The organism is Dongia rigui (genome assembly GCF_034044635.1).
GTDB classification, from domain to species: Bacteria; Pseudomonadota; Alphaproteobacteria; order Dongiales; family Dongiaceae; genus Dongia; species Dongia rigui.
The window spans coordinates 1002021-1023947 of record NZ_JAXCLX010000001.1; the positions used below are offsets into that span (position 1 = coordinate 1002021).

The window sequence follows — 21927 nt, forward strand, 5'->3', positions numbered from 1 at the left end:
CCAGCGGGAGCGGTGGCCAGTCTTGTTGTGCGCCGACCTGTGGTCAAGCGGTCCCGGCATGGCTAGACTGGCGCCCAATTTAGAACCTAATGCGGGTCGTGGCCTGCCGGACCGTCCGGCTGCGGTGGCGTCTTGCGGAAAAAGATACAGGGATGGTGCCTTCGGATTCCCCCAGCGATCTGCCGCCCCCCGCGGCGGATACCGCCGCGCAGGCGACGGCTGAGGTCGCGTTACCCCTGCGACCGCGCCGGCGGCGGTTCGCGCGATTCATGCTGCGATTGACCCTGCTCCTCATCATCGCCGCCACCCTTGCCACCTTTTTTCGCCTGGAATTGGTCAATCGCGCCGGACCCTGGCTGCTGGCGCGCGAGCTGGACGTGCCGGTTGAGCTCGGCGTTGCCCGGTTCGACTGGAACCAATCGCATATCGACCGCCTGATCCTCGGCAGCCAGCGCGACATCGTGGTCGAGGATGTGACGCTCACCTACGATCCCTTAAGCGCGCGCCTGCAATCGGTAGAGATCGGCCGCGTCGCCCTCCTTGCACGCTACGACCCGGGGAAGGGGCCGGGCATCAGCTTGGGCGATCTTGACCCGCTGGTCGAAAGGCTGCGCGCGATGGCAAGCGCACCCGGCGATCCGGATGCAGCCAGCGCACCACTGCCCGATATGCTGGTGAAATCTTTCGAGATCGGCCTCGCGTCGCCCGCCGGCTTCATCAACGGCAGCGGCCAGGCCAATGTGAACGCCCAGGCTGTCATCGCCCAGTTCACCCTGCGCGAGCAGCAGGATTATGCCCGCGTCGATATCAGCCTTGCCGCCCCCTTGACCAAGGACGGCAAGCCGCCGCTGGGCGACGTGACACTCAATATGGATGCCCATTCCGCCCTGTGGCCGTTGCTGGGTCTGGCGCAGCCGACGGCTGGCAACATCAAGGCCAGCGCCCATCTGCGCATGCCCGAACCGGGTGGTGCCGTCGATGCGCCCATCGCGCTGGCCGATTGGCAGGCAGAAGCCGTCAATTTCACCTATCCGGGTCTTACCGCGCCGCTCAACGGCACGCTGGGCGGCACGGCTGCTTATGGCGCCGATTGGCTGTCGCTCGAAAAACTCGCTGGCGACATCAAGGGCGGCATCAGTGCCGCCTTCACGGCAAAGGTCAGCGGCAATTTGCGCGCCTCGCCGCTCACCGGGACGCAAGCCCTTGCCGGCGACCTCGACCTCAAGTTGAACGGCGGTGATTTCACTTTTCCCGGCGTCAACGTGACCGGCCTCACCTTGGCCCTGCCGGTCTCCGTTTCCGCCGAACGCGCGGGCGGCGCGACCACGGTCGATATCGCGCTGACCAAGCCCGGCACATTGGGATTCCAGAAACTGGCCGTGGGCGACGGATCGGTGACGTTGCCCAAGGCGACAAATCTTACCTTCAAAGGCGACGGGGCCAGCACGATTCACCTTGCCTGGCGTGATGCAGCCCCCATTGCGGCCGATTTCAGCCTCGCCATCGCCAAATCGAGCTTCACGGTCGAACCAAAGGCCGCGGGCGAACGACTGCTTGTGGCTATGCCAGAAGCCAAGCTCACAGGCCGTTATGCGGCCGATGCCCCCCTTGCCTACACCTTCGACGTCAAGAACGCGCAGGTGGCAGTACCCGCGCGTGCCCTCACCCTCGGCAAGGTCGCCGTCAGTCTCGCCAGCGATGCCAATGGCCTCAGGGCGAAGCTCTCGACCGGGGCGCTGGCCGGTCTCGGCGCCTTCACGCCGGTGAAGGGCACGGCCGAGGCAACGCTGGTGGGCGACAAGGCCAGCTTCAAGGCGCGCTTCCAGGGCGACGATCAGCCGCTCGATCTGAGCCTCACCGGCAAGGCAGATCTCGCCAAGCAGAGCGGCGCGGTCGATCTCAAGCTGGCGCCACTCGATTTCGCCATTGGCGGGCTGCAGCCCTACAACCTGTTCCCGCCCTTGCGCGACTATCTTGACGACATCTCGGGTCGTGTCGAGCTCGAAGGACCCGTGCGTTTCGATAGCGGTGGTTTCACCTCCGATCTCAAGCTGGGCTTGACGCAGATTTCCGGCAAGGTCGGCCCGGTGCAGCTCACCAATGTCAACTCGGTCATCAATATCGATCGGCCCTGGCCGCTCTCCACCAAGCCGGATCAAGTGTTGGCGGTCGAACTGGCCGATATCGGCCTGCCGCTGACCAACGTTCTCTTCCGCTTCAAGGTCAGCGACGGCAAGACTCTGGACCTCAAGGAATCACGCCTTGAGATGACCGGCGGCAAGGTGACGCTCGATCCCGCCATCCTCAGCTTTGACGCGCCGGCCCAGAACCTGATGCTGCGCGTCGAAGGGATTTCGGTGGCCAAGCTTTTCGACACGCTGGGTATCGCGGGCCTCTCCGGCGAAGGCGATGTCTCGGGCGCGGTGCCGGTCACGATCTTCCCCGGCGGCATCGCCATCCCGAATGCCAAGCTGGCGGCGACGGCGCCGGGCGTTCTGCGCTATGATCGCGCCCAGGCGCCGCTCGCCCTGCAAAGCGCCGGGGAGTCGGTCGCCATGGCTCTGGAGGCCCTGGCCGACTTCCATTACGAAAAGTTGATGCTGGATTTGACCCGGAACCTGACCGGGGATGTCAACCTGGGCTTGCATATCAGCGGCCGCAATCCCAGCTTCTATGACGGTTATCCGGTCGAATTCAACCTCTCGGTCGAGGGACGGCTCGACCAGGCGTTGAAGGAAGGCTTGGCCGGCTATCAGGTGCCAGATATGATCCAGCAGCAATTGGAAAAGCTCTCTCCCTGAGGGGACAACTATAAAGGTTCGCATGATGACTGGCCGTCCACATATCCCGCGGGCTTCACAGCAGGCTTTACTGGCCACAGCCCTGCTCGGGCTTGGCCTTGCCGCCTGCAACCCGACCGTCAAGGTCGAGGCACCCGACAAGCCGATCGTGATCAATCTCAACGTCAAGATCGAGCAGGAGGTCCGGATCAAGGTCGACAAGGATGTCGACAATCTGGTCACCTCGAACCCCAATATTTTCTGATCCGGAAAGCAAAGACGATGCGCAACATTCTTCGCAACCTGATGGTCGCCCTGTTGCTGGTGGGCAGTTTGGGCGCCACCAGCCTGCCGGCCCATGCCGACCCGCTCGACGACGCCCGTGCGGCCGGTCAAATCGGCGAACGTGCCGATGGTTATGTGGCACTGGTCGATGCCGGGGCACCCGCCAACGTCAAGCAACTGGTCGACGAGGTGAACGCCAAGCGCCGCGCTGCCTATCAGAAGATCGCTGCTGAAAAGAGCGTGCCGACCGAGCAGATCGCCGCCATCGCGGCCGAGAAGATCATCCGCGAGATCCTGACGCCCGGCATGTACTACATGGATGCCAGCGGCAGCTGGAAGCAGAAGTAACGCGCTTACCCGCCCGGCTAAAGCCGGGCCTGGAAGGGGATGTCCAGCAAGATGAGCCAGCGCAGTCTGCCAGCCGATATCGACGCGACCCTCGCTCTCCTGGGCGAGGGTCGTTACGTTGCCGATCGGGCCCTCGCCACAGCTATCTTCCTTGCCCTGAAACTCGGCCGCCCCCTGTTCCTCGAAGGCGAGGCCGGCGTCGGCAAGACCGAAATCGCCAAGGTGTTGAGCCAGACCCTGGGCCGCGATCTGGTGCGCCTGCAATGTTATGAGGGCCTCGACGTCGCCGCGGCCGTCTATGAATGGAACTATGCGCGCCAGATGCTCGAGATCCGCCTCGCCGAAGCAGCGCATGAGGGGGACAAGAACAAGATCGCGGCCGACATCTTCTCCGAACGCTTCCTGATCAAACGCCCGCTCCTCCAAGCTCTCGAGCCAAACCCCAAGGGCCCGCCAGTCCTCCTCATCGACGAGCTTGACCGGACCGACGAGCCGTTCGAGGCGTTCCTCCTCGAGATCCTCTCGGACTTCCAGGTGACGATCCCGGAAATTGGCGTGGTGAAGGCCGCCGAACCGCCGCTGGTCATCATCACCTCGAACCGCACGCGCGAGATTCACGACGCGATCAAGCGGCGCTGCTTCTATTACTGGGTCGATTACCCCAGCGCCGCGCGCGAACTGGAAATCCTGCGCACCAAGGTTCCAGCGGCCGAGCGCGATCTTGCGGAAGAAATCGTCGCTTTCGTGCAGCGCCTGCGCGCACGCGAATTGTTCAAGCTGCCGGGTGTCGCCGAGACGATCGACTGGGCCGACGCCCTTCTCCAACTCAATCAAACCTCGCTCAGCGCCGAAATGGTCGATAACAGCCTTGGCGCCCTGCTCAAATACCAGGACGACATCGCGAAAATCCGCGGCAGCGAGGCGGCAAAGATCCTCGACGAGATCAAGCTGGAGATCGCCGCCGGCCGGGTCCAGGCCGCGCGCCAGGCCTGACGCGCCATGTCGCTCGAAATCCGCGAAAGCAAGCTGTTCGAGAACATCATGCATTTCGCGCGCGTGCTGCGTGGTGCGGGCCTGCCCATCGGCCCCGGCCAGGTGGTCGAGGCGCTGACCGCTGTGAAAGCGGCCGGCATCGGCAGCCGTGCCGATTTCTACTGGACGCTCCATGCCGTCTTCGTCAACCGCCGCGACCAGCGCGAGTTGTTCGACCAGGCCTTCCATGTCTTCTGGCGCAACCCGCAACTGCTCAACAAGGTGCTGGGCCTGTTGCTGCCGCGCTTCAAGGACGACACGCCGCCGGATGAGGACGAAGCGCTGGCGCCCCGGGTCGCCGACGCCCTTGCGGGTGATCGCCCCATGCAGGTGCCGGACGCCGCCGACCAGGAAGAACTGACGCTCGATGCCAGCCTCACCTATTCCGAACGCGAATTGCTGCAGGCCAAGGATTTCGAGCGCATGACGGCGGCCGAGATTGTCGAAGCCAAGCGCCTCATCAAGAATTTCCGCCTGCCGATCATGGAAGTGCCGACCAGGCGCCACCGGCCCGATCCCAACGGCCGCAGGGTCGATCTCCGCGCGACCTTGCGCGCCAGCTTGCGCAGCGCCGGGACGATTCCGCTGAAATTCAAAAGCCCCAAGCGCCGTCATCCGCCGCTGGTGGTTCTTTGTGACATCTCCGGTTCGATGAGCCGCTATTCGCGTCTCTTTCTCCATTTCCTCCATGCCGTGACCAGCGACCGCGACCGGGTCCATACCTTCCTCTTCGGCACCAGGCTCACCAACATCACCCGCGATCTAAAGGCACGCGACATCGATGTCTCGCTCGACCGGGTATCGAAGCATGTGCAGGACTGGTCCGGCGGCACGCGCATTGGGCCGAGCCTCGCCGAGTTCAACCGCAAATGGGGCCGGCGCGTGCTGGGCCAGGGGGCGCTGGTGCTCCTCATCACCGATGGCCTCGACCGCGACCAGATCGAGGTCTTGGAGGCCGAGATGGAGCGGCTCCATAAATCCTGCCGGCGCCTCATCTGGCTCAACCCTCTGCTGCGTTTCGAAGCCTATCAGCCGATCAGCCAGGGTCCGCGCGTGATGATCCGTCATGTTGACGATTTCCGCGCCATCCATAATCTCAATTCCATGCAGGATCTGACGCAGAGCCTTGCCAATCCCGGCGGCGCGCGTCTCGAAATGAGGGCCGCATGATGCACAAGGACGAAGACCTGCTGCAGGTCGCCGGCGATTGGAAACGCGCTGGACATGATGTCGCCGTGGCGACCGTGACCGCCACCTGGGGCTCGTCCCCACGCCAGGCCGGCAGCCAGATGATTGTCGACAATCAGGGCCGCATGCTGGGCTCCGTCTCCGGCGGCTGCGTCGAAGGCGCCGTCGTGCGCGAGGCGATGGAGATCATGGCTGACGGCAAGCCGCGCCTCCTCGATTTCGGCATCACCAATGAACAGGCCTGGGAAGTGGGCCTGGCGTGCGGCGGCAAGCTGCAGATTTATGTCGAGCGCGTCGAATGAAACTGGCGCTCATCGAGGAACTGGCGGACCTTGCCGCCCGGCGCCAGCCGGCGGCCCTGATCACCGATCTCGCCAGCGGCGCGCAGCGGATCGAAACCGCGGCAACTGCCACCGGCGCGGTCGCCGAGGCCATCGCCGCCGACCGAAGCGGCGAGATCGAGAGCGACGGGCGTAAGTGCTTCGCCCTCATCCGCAACCCCTCTCCCCGTATCATCATCGTCGGCGCCGTCCACATCACCCAGGCCTTGGCGCCGATGGCGGCGCTTGCCGGCTACGATGTCGTCATCGTCGACCCGCGCGGCGCCTTTGCGACATCTGAGCGATTTCCCGGCACGACCCTGTCGCAGGATTGGCCGGATGACGCCCTCAATGCCTTGAAGCCCGATACGCGCTCGGCCGTGGTGACCCTGACCCACGACCCCAAGCTCGACGACCCGGCGCTCATCGTCGCCTTGCGCAGCCCAGCCTTCTATATCGGCTCATTGGGCAGCAAGAAGACCCATGCCAGCCGGTTGGCGCGCCTCAAGGAACAGGGTTTCGGCGACAACGAGATTGCCCGCATCCACGGGCCGGCGGGCCTCGATATCGGCGCCAAATCGCCGGCCGAGATCGCCGTCGCGGTGCTGGCGCAATTGACCGCCGCGCGGCATCAGAAGCCGACCCAGCGATGATCTTTGCCGAACTGCCGCTCGATGAATGTGAAGGCGCGCTGCTTGCCCATTCGCAGCGCGTGGGCGCGGAGATGTTCCGCAAGGGCCGCATTCTCGGGGGCGCCGATATCGACGCCCTGCGCGCGGCCGGCCTCACGCAACTCACCGTCGCCAAGCTGGAACCCGGCGATATCGGCGAGGACGACGCCGCGCATCGGCTCGCCGCTTCCCTCATCGGCAAGACCGGCGATCTGCGCCTCGACCCCGCCTTTGCGGGGCGCGTCAACATTCACGCAGCCGCCGCCGGCGTGGTTGCCCTGGCACCCACCGCCATCGACGCCCTCAACGCGGTTGACGAGGCGGTAACGCTGGCCACCCTGCCGCCCTTCAGCGCGGTGACGGCGGGGCAGATGGTGGCGACGCTGAAGATCATCCCCTATGCCGTCGCGGGCGATGTGCTGGACAAGGCCTTGGCGCGCATCGCCGCGGCCCCGGCGCCGCTCCTGCGCCTCCATCCCTATCGCCCACAGCGCGTGGTGCTCATCCAGACCGAATTGGCAGGGATCAAGGCCAGCGTGTTGGACAAGACCGAGCGCGTCACGGCGGAGCGGCTAGCCACGATGGGCCAGGCGGAACCCGCCACCGCGCGCTGCCCGCACAATCAGGCGGCCCTTGCCGATGCCTTGCAGCGCGCACGCGATGACGGTGCCGAGATGGTGCTGGTGGTGGGTGCTTCCGCGATCAGCGACCGCCGCGACGTCATCCCGGCAGCGATCACGGCACTGGGCGGGACGATCGATCACTTCGGCATGCCGGTCGATCCCGGCAACCTGCTGCTGCTGGCGCATATGGGCAAGGTGCCGGTCCTCGGCCTTCCCGGCTGCGCGCGCTCGGCCCGCCTCAATGGCTGCGACTGGGTGATGCAGCGGCTCCTCGCTGGCCTCTCTGTCGGCCCTGCCGATATCCGGGCGCTCGGCATCGGCGGCCTGCTCGCTGAAATCCCCAGCCGCCCCTTGCCGCGCGAGGCCCGGCCGCAGGCGCAACAGCCCAAGGTCGCCGCCATCGTGCTGGCCGCCGGCCGTTCCAGCCGCATGGGCCGCAACAAGCTGCTGCTCGATTGGAACGGCAAGCCGATCGTCGCCCATGTGCTCGACAAGCTTGCCGGCATCGGCTTTGCCGAGACGGTGGTGGTGATCGGCCACCAGGCCGGCAAGGTGAAGGCGGCGTTGAGCGACCGGCCCGGCCTCAAGATCGTCGAGGCGCGCGATTACGCCAGCGGCATGGCGGCCTCGCTGAAAGCCGGCCTCAAGGCCCTCGCCCCCGGCAGCGATGCCGCCCTGGTCATTCTCGGCGACATGCCGCAGATCTCGGCCGATCTGCTGAAGCGTCTCATCGCCGCCTATCAGCCGCTCGAAGGCCGCGCCATCGTGCTGCCCGTGGCCGATGGCAAGCGCGGCAACCCGGTCCTCTTCGACCGGCGCTTCTTCGCCGAGATGCTGCTGCTCGAAGGCGATGTCGGCGCCCGCCATATCATCGGCGGAAATGCCGAACTGGTGGCGGAAGTGCCGGCCCCGGCGCAGGAGATCTTCATCGATGTCGACACGCCGGAAGCCTATCAGCAGCTTCTGGCCGGCACCACGCCATGAGCAACGCCCTCTACCACGAAGCCCTCGTCGCCAAGGCGCGGAGCGGCACCGGCAAGGGCCGCCTTGCCGATCCGCAAGCCAGTGCCCGGCTCGACAACCCGCTTTGCGGCGACCGTGTCACCATCGACCTCCATCTCCAAAATGGCCGCATCACGAAAGTCGGCCACGAGGTGAAGGGCTGCCTGCTCTGCGAAGCCGCAGCCGCCACCATTGCCGAACTCGCCCCCGGCAAATCGCCGGATGAGGCGCGCGACCTTGCCGCCGCCGTCACCCGCATGATGAAGGAAGGCATCGCACCGCCTGAGCCCGCACTCGACATCTTCACGCCGGTCATCACGGCGAAGTCCCGCCGCGACTGCGTGATGCTGCCCTTCGGCGCACTCATCAAGGCGCTCGCCGACCAATAGGCCTCGCTCCGTCTTCCCATTTTCAAGGCGTCAGCCGGTTCGCCGTCGTGCGCGTGCGCCACAAGGAATAGACGACACCGGCCGACAAGATGCCGAAGGTTATGCCCAGCGACCAGCCCGCCGGGAACTTCTCCCAGCCGAGGAGGTCGGCCACGAAGATCTTCGAACCGATGAAGACCAGCAGGATCGCCAAGGCCTGCTTGAGATAGGCAAAGCGGTGCAGCACGGCAGCCAGCGCGAAATAGAGCGCGCGTAAGCCGAGGATCGCGAAGATGTTCGAGGTGTAGACGATATAGGGGTCGGTGGTGATGGCGAAGATCGCCGGCACCGAATCCACCGCGAAAATCACGTCGGCGATCTCGATAAGCACGAGGGCCAGGAACAGGGGCGTCACGAATGTCGCCAGGCGCCCGCTCTTCTCATCCGTCTGGCGCACAAAGAAGTTCTGGCCATGATGCTGGCGGGTCACCCGCAGATGCTTGTACATCCATTTGAGCAGCGGGTTGTCAGCGAGGTTGTTCTCCTTCTCGCTGATGAACAGCATCTTGATGCCGGTCACGATGAGGAAGGCGGCGAAGATATAAAGCACCCAGTGGAATTCGCTGACGAGGGCGGCACCAAAGCCGATCATCACCGCACGCAAGGTGATGGCACCCAGGATGCCCCAGAACAGCACGCGGTGCTGATAGGCGCGCGGCACTGCGAAAAAGGTAAAGATGAGGGCGATGACGAAGACATTGTCGAGCGCCAGGCTCTTCTCGACCACGAAGCCGGTCAGATATTCGAAGCCCGATTTGGCGCCGAGCTGCCACCAGACGAAGCCACCGAAGGCGAGGCCCAGCACGATGTAGAGGCTGGAGAGGGCGAGGCTTTCGCGCACGCCGATCTCGTGGCCAGCACCACCTTTGCCCTTGTGCAGAACCCCGAGGTCGAAGACCAGCAGCGCAATGACGATGCCGATGAAGCCGAACCACATCCACAGTGGCTGGCCGAGAAAGAGAGAGGTGAAGAAGGTTTCCATGACGTTCCCCGATATGAATTGCCTGGGGAGCACGGCTGGAAACGGTCGAGAAATCGTCCGGACCCAACATCGAGCTTACCCCGATGCGGTCCGACATCACGATATCCAAGACCATCGTCCATATAAGAACATGGTCCAAAAAAGAGATATCGCCAGAGGGGCCCGGCCCGCGACCCGCGATATGGGGCGGGGACCCGCGCGTTGCAAGCCCCCCTCTTGTATTTTTACCAGCCACATATTCGTCGCTGGCTCATACCCTGATCCATTGGTTGCATTTCCATTTGTGCGGCCTATCAAAAGAACTAGAGTGACCTGACCCATGGGGATCTTTGGTGATGAGGGGCAGGCGGTCATGTTCGATTTCGACAACGCGAAATTCATCGATGGCTACAAGCAGCGCTTCGGCCCGGTCACCGCAGACCTCGCCGGCGCCATCGAATTCCTGCTCGGCAAGATCGAGGCCGACACGCGCTTTACCGAGAACCCGGTCGATCGCTGGAAGATCGCCTATTGCCTTGCCACCTTCAAATGGGAGACGGCACACACCCTGCGCCCGATCGACGAGCATGGCGGCGATGCCTATTTCAACAAGCGCTATGCACCGGGAACGACGGCCGGCACCAATGTCGGCAATACCCAGCCCGGCGACGGCGCTCGCTATCACGGCCGCGGCTTCGTGCAATTGACCGGGCGCTTCAATTACGACCGCGCCGGCAAGTTCTTTAAAGTCGACCTCATCGGCAATCCGGACCGCGCCAAGGAACCGGAACTGGCTTACGAGATTGCGATGGAGGGCATGACCAAGGGCTGGTTCACCGGCGCCAAGCTGGCAAAGTTTTTCAAACCGGGCGCCCCGCCCAATTACGAGGACGCCCGCACCATCATCAACGGCCACGACAAGGCGCAGACCATTGCCGACCTTGCCCGCCGCTTCGATGAGCTGCTCGCCAACGCCCTGCCGGCATAGACCGAGCGTCAGGCCGTGATGTCACCACGCCCCGGCGCGCGCTTGCGGCCGGTGAACATGGCGCGCACCAGATTCTCGCGGTGGCGCAGGCTGGCGACGACGACACCGGCCACATGCAGCCCGACCAGGGCCAGCAGGATGTTGGCCAGCGCCTCATGCGTTTCCTCGACCCAGTCGACACCCCAGAAGGCGTCGGTGGTATAGAGCCAACCCGTGAGGCACAGGCCAGCCATCACCGTGATGAGTGCCAGGATCATGAGGCCGCCTGCCGGATTGTGGCCGAGATAGCGCGCCTCGCGTCCTTTCAGGATATCGATGAGATAGCCGGCGACGGATCGGGGCGTGCGCAGGAACTGGCCGAAGCGGGCATAGCGCGATCCCGCCACACCCCAGACGAGGCGCAGCGCAATCAATGAAGCCGCGGCATAGCCCGCCCATTGATGCAGATTGCGCCCGTCTTCCGAACTCGCCCAAGCGATGGCGAAACTCGCCACCAGGCACCAATGGAACACCCGCACGAACGGGTCCCACACCTTTACCGTCGCCGACATGCTCTCAATCCTCTTGCGCCTTGACCAGGGAGAAGGTCTTCGGGTCGTAATAGTTCTCGATCCGCTTGCCGTCCTTGTCGGTGCCGTAGACTTCGTAGCAGCCTTCGTCGATCTTGATCTTCTTGATCGTCACACCTTCGCTCTCCAGCTGCTTCTGCAGGGCGTCCTGGGGCTGCCATTCGCTTTCCGGGACGCTGCACAGATCGGCGGCACTGGCGGCACCGGCGCCGATCGCACTGAGGAACAAGGTGGTGATGAGAACGCGTTTCATTTTGAAGAACCTCGTGATGGGGTTGTCGAACGAGGAGGACCATCGCGGGTCAAGCTGACGCCAGGCTGAAGGGATAGCACTTTTTTCTTCAGCTTCGCGTAATCTGGGTCCGGCACGATGCGCGCCGCAGATAACGGGGCCTTGGACCATGCGTGTGCTTTTGATCGAGGACGAACCGGCTTTGGGTGCCGCAGTCGAGGAACACATCCGCGAGTCCGGCCACGCCGTTGACCGCGTGCTGCGGCTGGATGACGCAGAAGCCGCCTTGCGCGCCGTCGATTACGGGCTGGTCCTCCTTGATCTCAATCTGCCGGACGGCTCCGGCCTCACCTTACTGAAGGCAATGCGCCGCGCCGGCGACGCGCGCCCGGTCATCATCCTCACCGCCCGCGACCAGGTGCGCGACCGCATCGACGGGTTGAATGCCGGGGCCGATGATTACCTGGTGAAGCCCTTCGACCTTGACGAACTCGCCGCCCGTGTCGCCGCCGTGGCGCGGCGCAGCGGCGGCAACCCCAACACCATCATCCGCCTGCGCGATATGGAGATCGACACGGCGGCGCGCCATCTGAAGATAGATGGGAAGCGCGTCGACCTCACCTCCCGTGAATGGGCCATCCTCGAAGCCCTGCTGCGTCGCCCCGGCGCCATCATCAGCAAGGAACAGCTGGAAGACGCGCTCTATTCCTTCGACCAGGAGGTCGAGAGCAACACGATCGAGGTGCATGTGAGCCGCCTGCGCAAGAAGCTCGGCAAGGATGTGATCTCGACCATCCGCGGCGTCGGCTACCGGCTCGAGGACAACTGATGCCACAAACCATGCCCAGCCGATGGTCCCTGGCCCGACGCCTTGTCACCCTGCTGACCCTAGGGCTCGGCGTGCTATGGCTCGCCGCCGTCGGCATCTCCACCGGCCTGGTCTGGCATGAAATCGACGAAGTGCTGGATAGCGCGCTGCAGGAAACCGCCCAGCGCCTGTTGCCCTTGGTGGTCGCCGACCTCGGCGAGCATGACGAGACGGAGGGCGAGCGCACCATCGGCGACGCGGTCGAAGGGCACCGCGAATACATCCTCTATCAGGTGCGCGATGCGGACGGACGCGTCGTCCTGCGCTCGCATGATGCGCCGGCCGAGGCCCTGCCCGTACCGCTGGCGCCGGGCTTTGCCACCATCGACGGCCGCCGCTTCTATACCGAAATGTCGGCCGCGACCGGCATCGCCGTGCAGGTGACCGAGAAACCAGGGCACCGCTTCGAGACCATTCTCGACAGCGTCGTTGGCCTGCTGCTACCCATCGTCCTGGTGCTACCCTTGGCCGGCATCGCCGTCTACTGGACCGTGCGCCAATTGGTCCGCCCGATCGACTCCGTGCGCCAGGCGATCGGCACCCGCAGCGGCACCGATCTCGCCCCCATCGATGGCGCCGCCTTGCCGATCGAGCTGCAGCCGATCATCACCGACGTCAACCGGCTGCTGGACCGGCTCGATCTTGCCTTGGCGGGCGAACGTGCCTTTGCCGCCAACAGCGCCCATGAGCTGCGCACCCCAATCGCCGCCGCCCTGGCCCAGCTGCAGCGCCTCTCCGCCGATCTCGGCGGCACCGCGCACAAGGCGCGGATCGATCTCATCCTCGGCTCGCTGCGCCGGCTTGGCAACATGGTCGAAAAAATGCTGCAGCTGGCCCGCGCCGACAGCGGCATCGCCATCACCGGCGAAAGCGCCGACCTGCTCCCTGTCCTCACTTTGCTGGTTGATGAATTGCGCCGCAGCAGCGGCGGTTCCAGCCGCATCGTCCTCACCGAGCCGGACATCACGCAGTGGCCGCGGCGCATCGACATCGACGCCTTCGGCATCGTCCTGCGCAATCTGGTCGACAATGCGCTCATCCACGGCGACCCATCGCATCCCGTCAATATCTTCCTCGATGCGGCCGGCGATCTGCACGTCGTCAATCGCGGTCCGGTTGTGGCGCCCGACAAGCTGCACCAGCTCACCGAACGCTTCCGCCGTGGCGCCACCGAGGCGCCGGGTTCGGGTCTCGGCCTTGCCATCGTCGAGACGATCCTGCGCCAGGCCGGCGGTACGCTCGCCCTCAGTTCACCGGCCAAGGGCACGGCGGATGGATTCGAGGCCGTCGTCTCCCTGCCCTGAGCCAAGCCTCTCGCCAGTTCTGCGGCATTGCAGCCACAGTGCCGGCGCTGTCGCATGTTCGTCATCGATCGCCTAAGATTCTGTCACGCTTCGGCGGCAAGCTGCGCGACCTCGAAAGAGCCCAGCCCATAGCCAGATGGAGTCGCATAATGGCTTTTAAATTCTCCGAAAACCGCCTCTCTCGCCGCCACTTTCTGCGCGTCAGCACCGCCGCCGGTGTCATCGGCGCAGCGGGCGTCGCCCCGCGCATCTCTTACGCTGCGCAGCGCCCGACCATCACCCACGGTCTGCAATCGGGCGATATCGGCGCCGATCGCGGCGTGCTGTGGTCGCGCACCGACCGGCCGGCGCAGGCGATCTTCGAATGGTCGACCAGCGACAGCTTCAAGGAAGTGACGCGCCTGCCAAAGATCGCCGCTTTGCCGGAATCCGATTTCACCGCGAAAATTCTCGCGACCGGCCTGCCCTCGGACCAGGATATCTTCTACCGCGTGCGCTTCCAGGATCTCAGCGACGTCCATGTCGAGAGCGAGCCGCTCACGGGCCATTTCCGCACGGCACCGGCGACGCGCCGGAATGTTTCCTTCGTCTGGTCGGGCGACACCGCCGGCCAGGGCTGGGGCATTGACGAGGCCCGGGGTGGCATGAAGGGCTATGCCACCATGTTGAAACATGATCCGGATTTCTTCCTGCATTCCGGCGACAACGTCTACGCCGACGGTGTCATGGAAGCGGAGGTGAAGCTCGCCGACGGTACCGTGTGGAAGAATCTGGTGACGCCGGAGAAGTCGAAGGTGGCCGAGACCCTCGATGAATTCCGCGGGCAGTATAAATACAACTTCCTCGACAAGAACGTGCGCGATCTCTATGCGCAGGTTCCGGTGCTGACCCAGTGGGACGACCACGAAGTCACGAACAACTGGTCGGATTCGAAGCAGCTGGGTGACGCCTACAAGGAGAAGTCGATCGCGACGCTGACGGCGCGGGCGGCCAAGGCCTTCCATGAATACATGCCGATCGCGACCTCGCTTGACGAACCGCAGCGCGTCTATCGCAAGATCGCCTACGGCCCCCATCTCGACGTCTTCATGATCGACATGCGCAGCTATCGCGGCCCCAATGGCGACAATCTGGAAACCAGCGCCGGCGGCACCGCGGCCTTCCTCGGGACCGAGCAACTCGCCTGGCTGAAGCGCGAACTGCTCACCTCAAAAGCAACTTGGAAGGTGATCGCGGCCGACATGCCGCTCTCATTGCTGGTGTGGAACAACGCCGCCGACAAGAAGGGCTTCGAGGCGATCGCCAATAACGAGCCGGGCAAGCCGCTCGGCCGCGAATTGGAATTTGCCGATCTGCTGCGCTTCATGAAAGCGGCTGGTATCAAGAACACGGTCTGGCTCACCGCCGACGTGCATTACACCGCCGCCCATTATTATGATCCGAACAAGGCCGCCTTCCAGGAGTTCGAACCGTTCTGGGAATTCGTCTCCGGCCCGATCCATGCCGGCACCTATGGCCCCAATGATATCGACATGACCTTCGGGCCGGAGGTGAAGTTCGTGAAGGCGCCGGAGCCTGGCCAGGAGAAGGTCGGCCCCGCTGCCGGGCTGCAGTTCTTCGGCCACGTGAAGATTGTCGGCGACAGCGGCGTCATGACCGTGACGCTGCGCGATACCGCCGATACGGCTTTGTGGTCAATCGATCTCACGCCGCAACACGCTGTCTAGCGGCACGGAATGGCGGTTCCTGTCCGGCTGGACGGGAACCGCCAAAGCTGCTGGTTATTGGCCCGCACTGCTCTTGGGTGTCACCCGCCAGATGACATTGCCGACATCGTCGGCGACGAGCAGCGCCCCTTGCTTGTCGAACGCGACCCCCACCGGGCGTCCATAGGCCTCGTCGCTCTCGCTCACAAAACCGCTCAGGATTTCGGTCGGCTTGCCATTGGGCTGGCCATCCTTGAAGGGCACGAAGACGACGTCGTAGCCACTGCGCGGCGAGCGATTCCAGGACCCATGCTGTCCGATATAGGCACCGGACCGGTAGGCGCTGGGGAACAGTTCACCGGTACCAAAGGCGAGCCCCAGCGGGGCGACGTGGTTGCCCAGCGCGTAATCCGGCTTCACCGCCTTGGCGACCAGTTCGGGGTTCCGCGGCGACACGCGGTCGTCGACATGCTGGCCGTAATAGGAGAACGGCCAGCCATAGAAGGCGCCGTCCTTCACCGAAGTCAGATAGTCCGGGACCAGATCACTGCCAAGCTCGTCCCGCTCATTGACGACGGTCCACAAGGCACCGCCGTCCTTCTCCCAGGCCATGCCGTTGGGATTGCGCAGGCCGCTGGCAAACACCCGCGTCTGATGGCTGGCACGGTCGATCTCCAGAATGGCGGCCCGATCCTTTTCGACCTCCAGGCCGTTCTCGCCGACATTGCTGTTCGAGCCCACCGTCGCATAAAGGAACCGCCCATCCGGACTGGCGATCAGATTCTTGGTCCAGTGATGATTGATGGTCCCTCCCGGCAGATCCGCGATCTTCTCGCCCGCCGCGTCGATCTTCTTGTCGTCCGGTGCGTAGGGAAAACGCATCACGGCATCGGTATTGGCGACATAAAAATCATTGTCGACGAGCGCCATGCCAAAGGGTGAATGCAAGCGGTCGATGAACGTGCCGCGCAGATCGGCGACGCCGTCGCTATCGGTATCGCGCAGCAGCGTGATGCGGTCGGCGCTCTTAGTACCGGCACCGGCCTTGGCCATGAAGAGGCCGACGAACCAGCCCTTGATGCCGCCGTTGTCGTCTGGCTTCTCTGGCGCGTTGGTTTCGGCGACCAGCACGTCACCATTGGGCAGCACATAGATCCAGCGCGGATGATCGAGACTGTCGGCGAAGGCGCTGACCTCGAACCCCTCAGCCGCTACCGGCTTCCCGCCTTCCCGCCAGCCGACCGCTTCGGCGACATGGACCGTCGGAATGACGGATGTGGTAGGCGCTGGCAAGTCGGGGTTTGGGCCCGTGGTTTGTTCCTGTGGAATCGCCGCTTCGTGGCCGCAGCCAGCCAAAAACGTCGTTGCCAGGATTAGACAGCAGGAAGTCGATCGAAGGGAAGGCCGGTGCATTGCAGATATCCGTCAACAGTGGCTCGTCTGCACCAAACGAGTCCTGGATCGATGCGTTCCCTTGCGGGGCCCGGTTGTGTTGTCGGAGGCGTTGGTGCCTCAGGCGCGGCCGCCGCGCTGGGGCGGCCAGGCGCCGGTTTCGGGCGGCTGGGTCACGCGGTCGCTGACCTGCGCATCGAGATGCGCCACGCGCTGATAGAGGTCCAGGCTGCGTGCCATCAGCTTTTGAAAATCCTGCGGCATGGTGCGCATGTCTTCGGTGGTGTCGCGCCCGCACAGCACATGCCCGCCCAATCGCCGCTCCGGCGCCAGCGCTTCATCCAGCGTCAACTCGCCGGTCAGCACGGCACGGTGCGTCAGCAGCCAGGCCAGCGCCTCGGTCAGGCGCGACACCAGGCGCATCGTTTCGACCGAACTGGCAAGTCCCTGATCGATGGTAAGGTTGCGCGCATCGGCTTCAGCACGATCGCTCAGATAGCGACGCGCCTCCACGAGGAGACCCATCGTCTCCGACATGGTGCGGTCATAGAATTCGATCGTGGCCATCGATCGCCAACTCCTCGTGGCTGCTCATGTCGTCCTCGGCCGTGTCCCCCCGGACTTTTCGTTGGCCGCTGACAGGTTCATCAGAGCATGGTTGTGCACCCACCGTTAACAGACAATCTAACCGGTTAAGAAAAAGTGATGACCGGGGCTTGAAGTGGCATTTTCAGGACCTAAATCCCTAGGCGTCGGGGCGCCGCCATGCGCGGGCTTCGATATTCGCCGGGTCGATCCGTGTGATGGCCCATGAAAAATTTCCATGTTGCTCACTGGAGGATATGGCTATGCGTTCCTACGATCTTTCCCCCCTTTTCCGCTCGACCGTTGGTTTTGATCGCCTGTCGCGCCTGATGGATTCTGCCTCGCGCGTCGATGAAGCCCAACTCGCCTACCCGCCCTACAACATCGAGCAGAGCGCCGAGGATGCCTATCGCATCACCATGGCGGTCGCGGGTTTCACCGACAGCGAATTGACCATCACCGCGCAGGAGAACCAGCTCGTCGTTTCCGGCAAGCCGACCAAAACGGATGAGGGCAAGAGCTATCTCCATCGCGGCATCGCCGGGCGCGCGTTCGAGCGCCGCTTCGAGCTCGCGGACCACATTCGCGTCACCGGTGCCGAGCTGGTCAATGGACTGCTGCATATCGATCTGAAGCGCGAAGTGCCGGAAGCGATGAAGCCCCGCACCATCGCCATCAACAGCGGCAGCAAAGCCCAGCCGCAGGTGATCGAGAACAAGGCCGCCTGAAAAGCGAGAGCCTGAAAAAGCGGAGGGCCGCTAACCGGTTTCCCGGTTGCGGCCCTCTCATTTTTGTAAAGCCTCAGACCTGTCTAACTTGTCGCAGCCGAAAGTTAGGAGGGGTTAGGACACCCGTCAAGCATGATTCATCGCTTGACATGATCGCGCGCGATTTCGTGATGCGATTGTGAAATCCTAAGCGATCGCGTCGTGATTTGAACGCACCGCAAACGCCCAAAATTTGTTTGTATAAAAACAAATCCGCCGGCACGAAGGCCGGCGGCAAGTTAGACAGGGAGGCATGAAACTGGATCAGAGAGATCCAGGAGAGGAAGGACCAGGTCCTTCCTGACTGCCAAAATAGGCCCCGCGCGTGAACAAACAGTTAACGCCGCAATCTTTTTTCCGACTTCCGCCGGCCGGTTTATTTTCCTGAACGATCGTTCAACTTTTGAACAGGCTTTCAGCCGCGGCGAGGTGCTTTTTCTTCTTCGCCATGTCGGCTTCGACCCGGGTGATCTCGTCCCGCAATTCCTCGATATAGGCCGCCAGTTCCTCGACCCCCAGGGGCTCCAGATTCCGCTTCTGCGGTTTCTTGGTTTTGGGTTCCAGATCGTCCATGTCCATCGGCGGCCTCCCAGCGTCTGCTTGGCCGTGACTTTAGCGGCAGGGCTTGCCAATTGCCATGGCGGGCGGGTACCTCGGGGGACCCATTGACGAGGAATACCCACATGACTGCCCTGCCCAGCGAGATGACGGCCATCGAGATCACCAGCTTCGGCGGCCCCGAGGTGTTGAAGCCGGCCAAGCGACCGCTGCCCGTCTTGGGGGAGGGCGAGGTGCTGATCAAGGTGGCAGCGGCCGGGATCAACCGTCCCGACGTCTTGCAGCGCACCGGCGGCTACGCGCCGCCGCCAGGTGCCTCGGATCTGCCGGGGCTCGAAGTCGCCGGTGAGATCGTGGCGGTGAAGGGCAATGTCGGCGCCTGGAAGGTTGGCGACAAGGTGACGGCCTTGGTGGCAGGCGGCGGTTATGCCGAATACGCCGCAGCGCCGGCACCGCAATGCCTTGCCGTGCCGAAAGGCTTCGACATGGTGCATGCGGCGGCACTGCCGGAAACGTTCTTCACGGTCTGGACCAATGTCTTCCAGCGCGGTGCTTTGAAACAAGGCGAGACGTTCCTGATCCATGGTGGATCGAGCGGCATCGGCACGACGGCGATCCAACTCGCCTACCACTTCGGCGCCAAGGTGATCACGACCGTGGGCAGTGAAGAGAAGGCCAAGGCCTGCCGCGATCTCGGCGCCGATCTCGCGATCAACTACCGCACCACCGATTTCGCGGCCGAGGTGTTGAAGGCAACCGACAAAAAGGGGGCCGACCTGATCCTCGACATGGTGGGCGGCGATTACATCAACCGCAATCTCTCCTGCCTCGCCGTCGATGGGCGGATGGTCTTCATCGCCTTTCTGCAAGGAGCGAAGGCCGAGGTCAATTTCGCGCAGGTCATGATGAAGCGGCAGACCATCACCGGCTCCACTTTGCGCCCCCGCACGGTCGCCCAAAAGGCGGAGATCGCGGCGGAGCTCAAGGCCAAGGTCTGGCCCCTCCTCGACGCTGGTAAGGTGAAGCCGGTTCTCTACAAGACCTTCCCGCTGGCGGAGGCCGCCGAGGCCCATCGCCTGATGGAATCGAGTGCTCATACAGGAAAGATCGTGCTGACCGTTTAGCACGTTTTTTCAATAACTTAAATTCGCCAACGCCGGTTCCGGCAAAGATTGCCCTTGGCAGTTTTAGGGGCGGATGGTATGTGCCTTTGTTGAGGGCCAGGGCTTTCGGCGCGACCATTCGCGCAGCCCGGCCGTTTTACCAACATGGTCAAGTCGTTGCTTGACCGCCCGACGGGGTTGCCGCCCCGTTGGCGAAGAGGAGTAGTCATGACCCAGATCCTGATGCCCAAAGCCACGGCCGTTTGGCTGATCGAGAACACGGCGCTGTCCTTCGAGCAGATCGGTGCCTTTTGCGGCCTGCATCCCTTGGAAGTCCAGGGCATCGCCGACGGCGAAGTGGCGATCGGCATCGTCGGCCAGGACCCCACGGCCAACGGCCAGCTGACGGCGGAAGAGATCAAGCGTTGCGAGGGCGACACCAACGCCAATCTGAAGATGGCAAAGTCCGACATCCCGCAGCCGCTCACCCGCACCAAGGGCCCGCGCTACACGCCGGTCTCGAAGCGTCAGGACAAGCCCGACGCGGTGGCCTGGCTCATCCGCCATCACCCGGAATTGTCGGACGCGCAGGTCTCGCGCCTCATCGGCACGACCAAGCAGACCATCGCCGCCATCCGCGACCGCAGCCATTGGAACACCGCCAATCTGCGCCCGCGCGATCCCGTCCTGCTCGGCCTCTGCACCCAGACCGATCTCAACGCCGCGATCCTCAAGGCGCGGAAGGCCGCCGGCAAGCCGGCGACCCTCGACCCCCTGCCCGGCCATGAACTGCCGGAAGAGCATCACGACCAGCCGAGCGGCGACGAAGGCAGCCAGTCGCGCTGGGGCGATCTGTCGGCGCTGTTCCCCAATAAGAACTAACCTACCTGCGAGACGTCGCCGCTTTCCGCAGCGGCGACGTCAACGCGATCAGGCCCGCAGCCAGGGCCACATTCAGCAGGGCGCCGATGACCACGGCGCCCAAAGCTGTTTCTGGGCTGGCGTGTTCAATCAGGAAAGCCCCGATCGAGGGGGCTGCGGCCTGGGCAAAATTGCTGGGGCGCGCCAGCTTGCCCATGATCGGCGCGTAATCGGCGGGGCCGAAGAGCGACAGCGGCAGGGTGGCGCGGGCGATGGATTCGAGGCCGATGCCGGCGCCGTAGAAGACCAGCGTCACCGCGACGAGCGGAAAGCCCAGCCATAAAAGGCCCAATCCCAAGGCGACACACAGCACCGAGGCGAGCTTCGTCCAGATCGGGTGATGATACTTGCCAATGAGGCTTTCGATGAAGCGGGCGCCGACCTGCGATGGCCCGACCAGTGCGCCGAAGGTGACAGCAGCGCTGAGCGAAATGCCATCGGCCTGGAGCATGGTGAGGAGATGGACCGAGATGACGGTCGATAGAAACGCCGAGAGGAGCGTGGTGAGCGCCAGCAGGATGAAAAGGCGGCGCGGCGGCAGATGGGCCGGTGCTTCATTTCTGCCGGCCGGTTCCGGCTCCGATGCGAGATCGGCGGTCTCCTTCGGCACGGCAAAGAGATGAAGTGGCAGGGTGATGCCAAGATGGATGGCCATGAAGCAAAGACAGGCACCGCGCCAGCCGAAGCTTTCGACGAAGAAGGCAGCGAGCGGCCAGCCGAGCGTGCTGGCAAAGCCACCGAAGAGGGTGAGCGCGGTGATGAGATTGCGGGCGCCATGGCCATAGAGCCGCCCCAGCGTCGAGAAGGCGGGGTCGTAGAGCCCCGCCGCCATGCCGAGCCCCATCACCACCCAGGAGATGAGGAAGACGACGATATTGGGGGCAAGACCCATGATGAGGAGGCCGGCCGCAAACAGCAGGCTGCCGGCGATGAGGACCGGCCGCCCGCCTCGCGCCTTGATGATGTGCCCGACGCGCGGCGCCACGAAGCCTGCAGCAAGCAGGCCCAGCGACAGGCCGGCCACGATCCAGGAGAAAGACCAACCGGTATCCGTCGCAATCGGGCGCGCCAGCACCGCCAGCAGATAATAGGACGAGCCCCAGGCGAGGATCTGCGCGATGCCCAGCACAGGCACCAGCAGGCGCGGTGACCGGCGCGGATCGGGACCAGCGTGGATGGCGGACAAGATGGCGAGACCTCGGCAGGATGATAGGCGCACGCGATCTTGCCCAGATGCCGCGTGACGCGGCAAGCCATGCCCCGGGGCCGCGATTTCATGGCATATTGCCGCCCTCG

General features: G+C 64.0%; 23 protein-coding genes. 16 read left to right on the top strand and 7 right to left on the bottom strand.

The annotated features are described in order from the left end of the window. Positions 1-269: 269 nt before the first annotated feature. From SMD31_RS04500 to SMD31_RS04540, 9 genes are read left to right on the top strand one after another with little or no spacing between them, the layout of a single operon-like run. Positions 270-2801, top strand: coding sequence for an intermembrane phospholipid transport protein YdbH family protein (locus tag SMD31_RS04500; protein ID WP_320499530.1), 2532 nt, complete (start codon positions 270-272; stop codon positions 2799-2801). Positions 2802-2823: 22 nt separating this feature from the next. Further along, entirely contained in the window at positions 2824-3045 is a 222-nt protein-coding gene (locus SMD31_RS04505; protein ID WP_320499531.1) for a YnbE family lipoprotein, read from the top strand. Positions 3046-3062: 17 nt separating this feature from the next. Beyond that, positions 3063-3413 carry a YdbL family protein gene (locus SMD31_RS04510; protein ID WP_320499532.1) on the top strand — a complete coding sequence of 117 codons (351 nt, stop codon included), beginning with the start codon at positions 3063-3065 and terminating at the stop codon, positions 3411-3413. 51 nt (positions 3414-3464) lie between these two features. Continuing rightward, entirely contained in the window at positions 3465-4406 is a 942-nt protein-coding gene (locus SMD31_RS04515; protein WP_320499533.1) for an AAA family ATPase, read from the top strand. A 6-nt stretch (positions 4407-4412) separates the two neighbouring features. Continuing rightward, positions 4413-5615, top strand: coding sequence for a vWA domain-containing protein (locus SMD31_RS04520; RefSeq protein ID WP_320499534.1), 1203 nt, complete (start codon positions 4413-4415; stop codon positions 5613-5615). Next, positions 5612-5935, top strand: coding sequence for an XdhC family protein (locus SMD31_RS04525; protein WP_456077523.1), 324 nt, complete (start codon positions 5612-5614; stop codon positions 5933-5935). Before SMD31_RS04520 ends, SMD31_RS04525 begins: the two co-directional genes overlap by 4 nt. Next, entirely contained in the window at positions 5932-6606 is a 675-nt protein-coding gene (locus SMD31_RS04530; RefSeq protein WP_320499535.1) for an XdhC family protein, read from the top strand. The genes SMD31_RS04525 and SMD31_RS04530 overlap by 4 nt, the downstream gene beginning before the upstream one ends. Further along, the gene (locus SMD31_RS04535; RefSeq protein WP_320499536.1) at positions 6603-8231 is read left to right on the top strand and encodes a molybdopterin-binding/glycosyltransferase family 2 protein; all 1629 of its coding nucleotides are present in this window, start codon (positions 6603-6605) and stop codon (positions 8229-8231) included. The genes SMD31_RS04530 and SMD31_RS04535 overlap by 4 nt, the downstream gene beginning before the upstream one ends. After that, on the top strand, positions 8228-8638 hold the full coding sequence (locus SMD31_RS04540) for an iron-sulfur cluster assembly scaffold protein (protein WP_320499537.1): 411 nt from the start codon (positions 8228-8230) through the stop codon (positions 8636-8638). Before SMD31_RS04535 ends, SMD31_RS04540 begins: the two co-directional genes overlap by 4 nt. 22 nt (positions 8639-8660) lie before the next feature. Here the strand turns inward: SMD31_RS04540 and SMD31_RS04545 are convergent, their stop codons facing one another. Further along, positions 8661-9659: a TerC family protein gene (locus SMD31_RS04545; RefSeq protein WP_320499538.1), complete on the bottom strand. Its 999-nt coding sequence runs from the start codon at positions 9657-9659 to the stop codon at positions 8661-8663. 319 nt (positions 9660-9978) lie between these two features. On the opposite strand from SMD31_RS04545, the gene SMD31_RS04550 reads away from it, so the two are divergent. Further along, positions 9979-10626: a glycoside hydrolase family 19 protein gene (locus SMD31_RS04550; protein WP_320499539.1), complete on the top strand. Its 648-nt coding sequence runs from the start codon at positions 9979-9981 to the stop codon at positions 10624-10626. An 8-nt stretch (positions 10627-10634) separates the two neighbouring features. Here the strand turns inward: SMD31_RS04550 and SMD31_RS04555 are convergent, their stop codons facing one another. Then, positions 10635-11177: a cytochrome b/b6 domain-containing protein gene (locus SMD31_RS04555; protein WP_320499540.1), complete on the bottom strand. Its 543-nt coding sequence runs from the start codon at positions 11175-11177 to the stop codon at positions 10635-10637. 4 nt (positions 11178-11181) lie between these two features. After that, a complete protein-coding gene (locus SMD31_RS04560) occupies positions 11182-11448 on the bottom strand; it encodes a PepSY domain-containing protein (protein ID WP_320499541.1) in 267 nt (88 codons plus the stop codon). Positions 11449-11596: 148 nt separating this feature from the next. On the opposite strand from SMD31_RS04560, the gene SMD31_RS04565 reads away from it, so the two are divergent. The 3 genes from SMD31_RS04565 to SMD31_RS04575 all read left to right on the top strand — a co-directional run bounded on the left by SMD31_RS04565 (position 11597) and on the right by SMD31_RS04575 (position 15326). Beyond that, positions 11597-12256: a response regulator transcription factor gene (locus tag SMD31_RS04565; protein WP_320499542.1), complete on the top strand. Its 660-nt coding sequence runs from the start codon at positions 11597-11599 to the stop codon at positions 12254-12256. 11 nt (positions 12257-12267) lie between these two features. Then, entirely contained in the window at positions 12268-13599 is a 1332-nt protein-coding gene (locus SMD31_RS04570; RefSeq protein WP_320499543.1) for a sensor histidine kinase, read from the top strand. A gap of 149 nt (positions 13600-13748) precedes the next feature. Then, positions 13749-15326, top strand: a complete 1578-nt coding sequence (locus SMD31_RS04575; protein ID WP_320499544.1) for an alkaline phosphatase D family protein — start codon at positions 13749-13751, stop codon at positions 15324-15326. 54 nt (positions 15327-15380) lie between these two features. Here SMD31_RS04575 and SMD31_RS04580 read toward each other — a convergent pair whose 3' ends face one another. Beyond that, positions 15381-16598, bottom strand: a complete 1218-nt coding sequence (locus SMD31_RS04580) for a PQQ-dependent sugar dehydrogenase (protein WP_320499545.1) — start codon at positions 16596-16598, stop codon at positions 15381-15383. Between the two features lie 219 nt (positions 16599-16817). Next, positions 16818-17264, bottom strand: coding sequence for a DUF1465 family protein (locus SMD31_RS04585; RefSeq protein WP_320499546.1), 447 nt, complete (start codon positions 17262-17264; stop codon positions 16818-16820). Positions 17265-17545: 281 nt separating this feature from the next. Between SMD31_RS04585 and SMD31_RS04590 the strand changes: the two genes are divergently transcribed. Beyond that, a complete protein-coding gene (locus tag SMD31_RS04590) occupies positions 17546-18010 on the top strand; it encodes an Hsp20 family protein (RefSeq protein WP_320499547.1) in 465 nt (154 codons plus the stop codon). 435 nt (positions 18011-18445) lie between these two features. Here SMD31_RS04590 and SMD31_RS04595 read toward each other — a convergent pair whose 3' ends face one another. Beyond that, the gene (locus SMD31_RS04595) at positions 18446-18628 is read right to left on the bottom strand and encodes a DUF1192 domain-containing protein (protein WP_320499548.1); all 183 of its coding nucleotides are present in this window, start codon (positions 18626-18628) and stop codon (positions 18446-18448) included. A gap of 104 nt (positions 18629-18732) precedes the next feature. Here SMD31_RS04595 and SMD31_RS04600 point away from each other — a divergent pair, with 104 nt between their 5' ends. Both SMD31_RS04600 and SMD31_RS04605 read left to right on the top strand, forming a co-directional pair. After that, entirely contained in the window at positions 18733-19731 is a 999-nt protein-coding gene (locus tag SMD31_RS04600) for an NAD(P)H-quinone oxidoreductase (RefSeq protein ID WP_320499549.1), read from the top strand. Positions 19732-19938: 207 nt separating this feature from the next. Next, a complete protein-coding gene (locus SMD31_RS04605) occupies positions 19939-20592 on the top strand; it encodes a DUF1013 domain-containing protein (RefSeq protein ID WP_320499550.1) in 654 nt (217 codons plus the stop codon). Position 20593: 1 nt separating this feature from the next. Here the strand turns inward: SMD31_RS04605 and SMD31_RS04610 are convergent, their stop codons facing one another. After that, positions 20594-21817 carry an MFS transporter gene (locus tag SMD31_RS04610; RefSeq protein WP_320499551.1) on the bottom strand — a complete coding sequence of 408 codons (1224 nt, stop codon included), beginning with the start codon at positions 21815-21817 and terminating at the stop codon, positions 20594-20596. Positions 21818-21927 lie beyond the last annotated feature (110 nt).

What these genes read in the sequence shown, in the direction of transcription:
- SMD31_RS04555 (WP_320499540.1), bottom strand. Translation starts at nt 11,177, where the DNA reads ATGTCGGCGACGGTAAAGGTGTGGGACCCGTTCGTGCGGGTGTTCCAT.
- SMD31_RS04575 (WP_320499544.1), top strand. Translation starts at nt 13,749, where the DNA reads ATGGCTTTTAAATTCTCCGAAAACCGCCTCTCTCGCCGCCACTTTCTG.
- SMD31_RS04510 (WP_320499532.1), top strand. Translation starts at nt 3,063, where the DNA reads ATGCGCAACATTCTTCGCAACCTGATGGTCGCCCTGTTGCTGGTGGGC.
- SMD31_RS04600 (WP_320499549.1), top strand. Translation starts at nt 18,733, where the DNA reads ATGACTGCCCTGCCCAGCGAGATGACGGCCATCGAGATCACCAGCTTC.
- SMD31_RS04545 (WP_320499538.1), bottom strand. Translation starts at nt 9,659, where the DNA reads ATGGAAACCTTCTTCACCTCTCTCTTTCTCGGCCAGCCACTGTGGATG.
- SMD31_RS04540 (WP_320499537.1), top strand. Translation starts at nt 8,228, where the DNA reads ATGAGCAACGCCCTCTACCACGAAGCCCTCGTCGCCAAGGCGCGGAGC.
- SMD31_RS04520 (WP_320499534.1), top strand. Translation starts at nt 4,413, where the DNA reads ATGTCGCTCGAAATCCGCGAAAGCAAGCTGTTCGAGAACATCATGCAT.
- SMD31_RS04535 (WP_320499536.1), top strand. Translation starts at nt 6,603, where the DNA reads ATGATCTTTGCCGAACTGCCGCTCGATGAATGTGAAGGCGCGCTGCTT.
- SMD31_RS04590 (WP_320499547.1), top strand. Translation starts at nt 17,546, where the DNA reads ATGCGTTCCTACGATCTTTCCCCCCTTTTCCGCTCGACCGTTGGTTTT.
- SMD31_RS04560 (WP_320499541.1), bottom strand. Translation starts at nt 11,448, where the DNA reads ATGAAACGCGTTCTCATCACCACCTTGTTCCTCAGTGCGATCGGCGCC.
- SMD31_RS04605 (WP_320499550.1), top strand. Translation starts at nt 19,939, where the DNA reads ATGACCCAGATCCTGATGCCCAAAGCCACGGCCGTTTGGCTGATCGAG.
- SMD31_RS04500 (WP_320499530.1), top strand. Translation starts at nt 270, where the DNA reads ATGCTGCGATTGACCCTGCTCCTCATCATCGCCGCCACCCTTGCCACC.
- SMD31_RS04595 (WP_320499548.1), bottom strand. Translation starts at nt 18,628, where the DNA reads ATGGACATGGACGATCTGGAACCCAAAACCAAGAAACCGCAGAAGCGG.
- SMD31_RS04550 (WP_320499539.1), top strand. Translation starts at nt 9,979, where the DNA reads ATGGGGATCTTTGGTGATGAGGGGCAGGCGGTCATGTTCGATTTCGAC.
- SMD31_RS04530 (WP_320499535.1), top strand. Translation starts at nt 5,932, where the DNA reads ATGAAACTGGCGCTCATCGAGGAACTGGCGGACCTTGCCGCCCGGCGC.
- SMD31_RS04515 (WP_320499533.1), top strand. Translation starts at nt 3,465, where the DNA reads ATGAGCCAGCGCAGTCTGCCAGCCGATATCGACGCGACCCTCGCTCTC.
- SMD31_RS04585 (WP_320499546.1), bottom strand. Translation starts at nt 17,264, where the DNA reads ATGGCCACGATCGAATTCTATGACCGCACCATGTCGGAGACGATGGGT.
- SMD31_RS04505 (WP_320499531.1), top strand. Translation starts at nt 2,824, where the DNA reads ATGATGACTGGCCGTCCACATATCCCGCGGGCTTCACAGCAGGCTTTA.
- SMD31_RS04570 (WP_320499543.1), top strand. Translation starts at nt 12,268, where the DNA reads ATGCCCAGCCGATGGTCCCTGGCCCGACGCCTTGTCACCCTGCTGACC.
- SMD31_RS04525 (WP_456077523.1), top strand. Translation starts at nt 5,612, where the DNA reads ATGATGCACAAGGACGAAGACCTGCTGCAGGTCGCCGGCGATTGGAAA.
- SMD31_RS04565 (WP_320499542.1), top strand. Translation starts at nt 11,597, where the DNA reads ATGCGTGTGCTTTTGATCGAGGACGAACCGGCTTTGGGTGCCGCAGTC.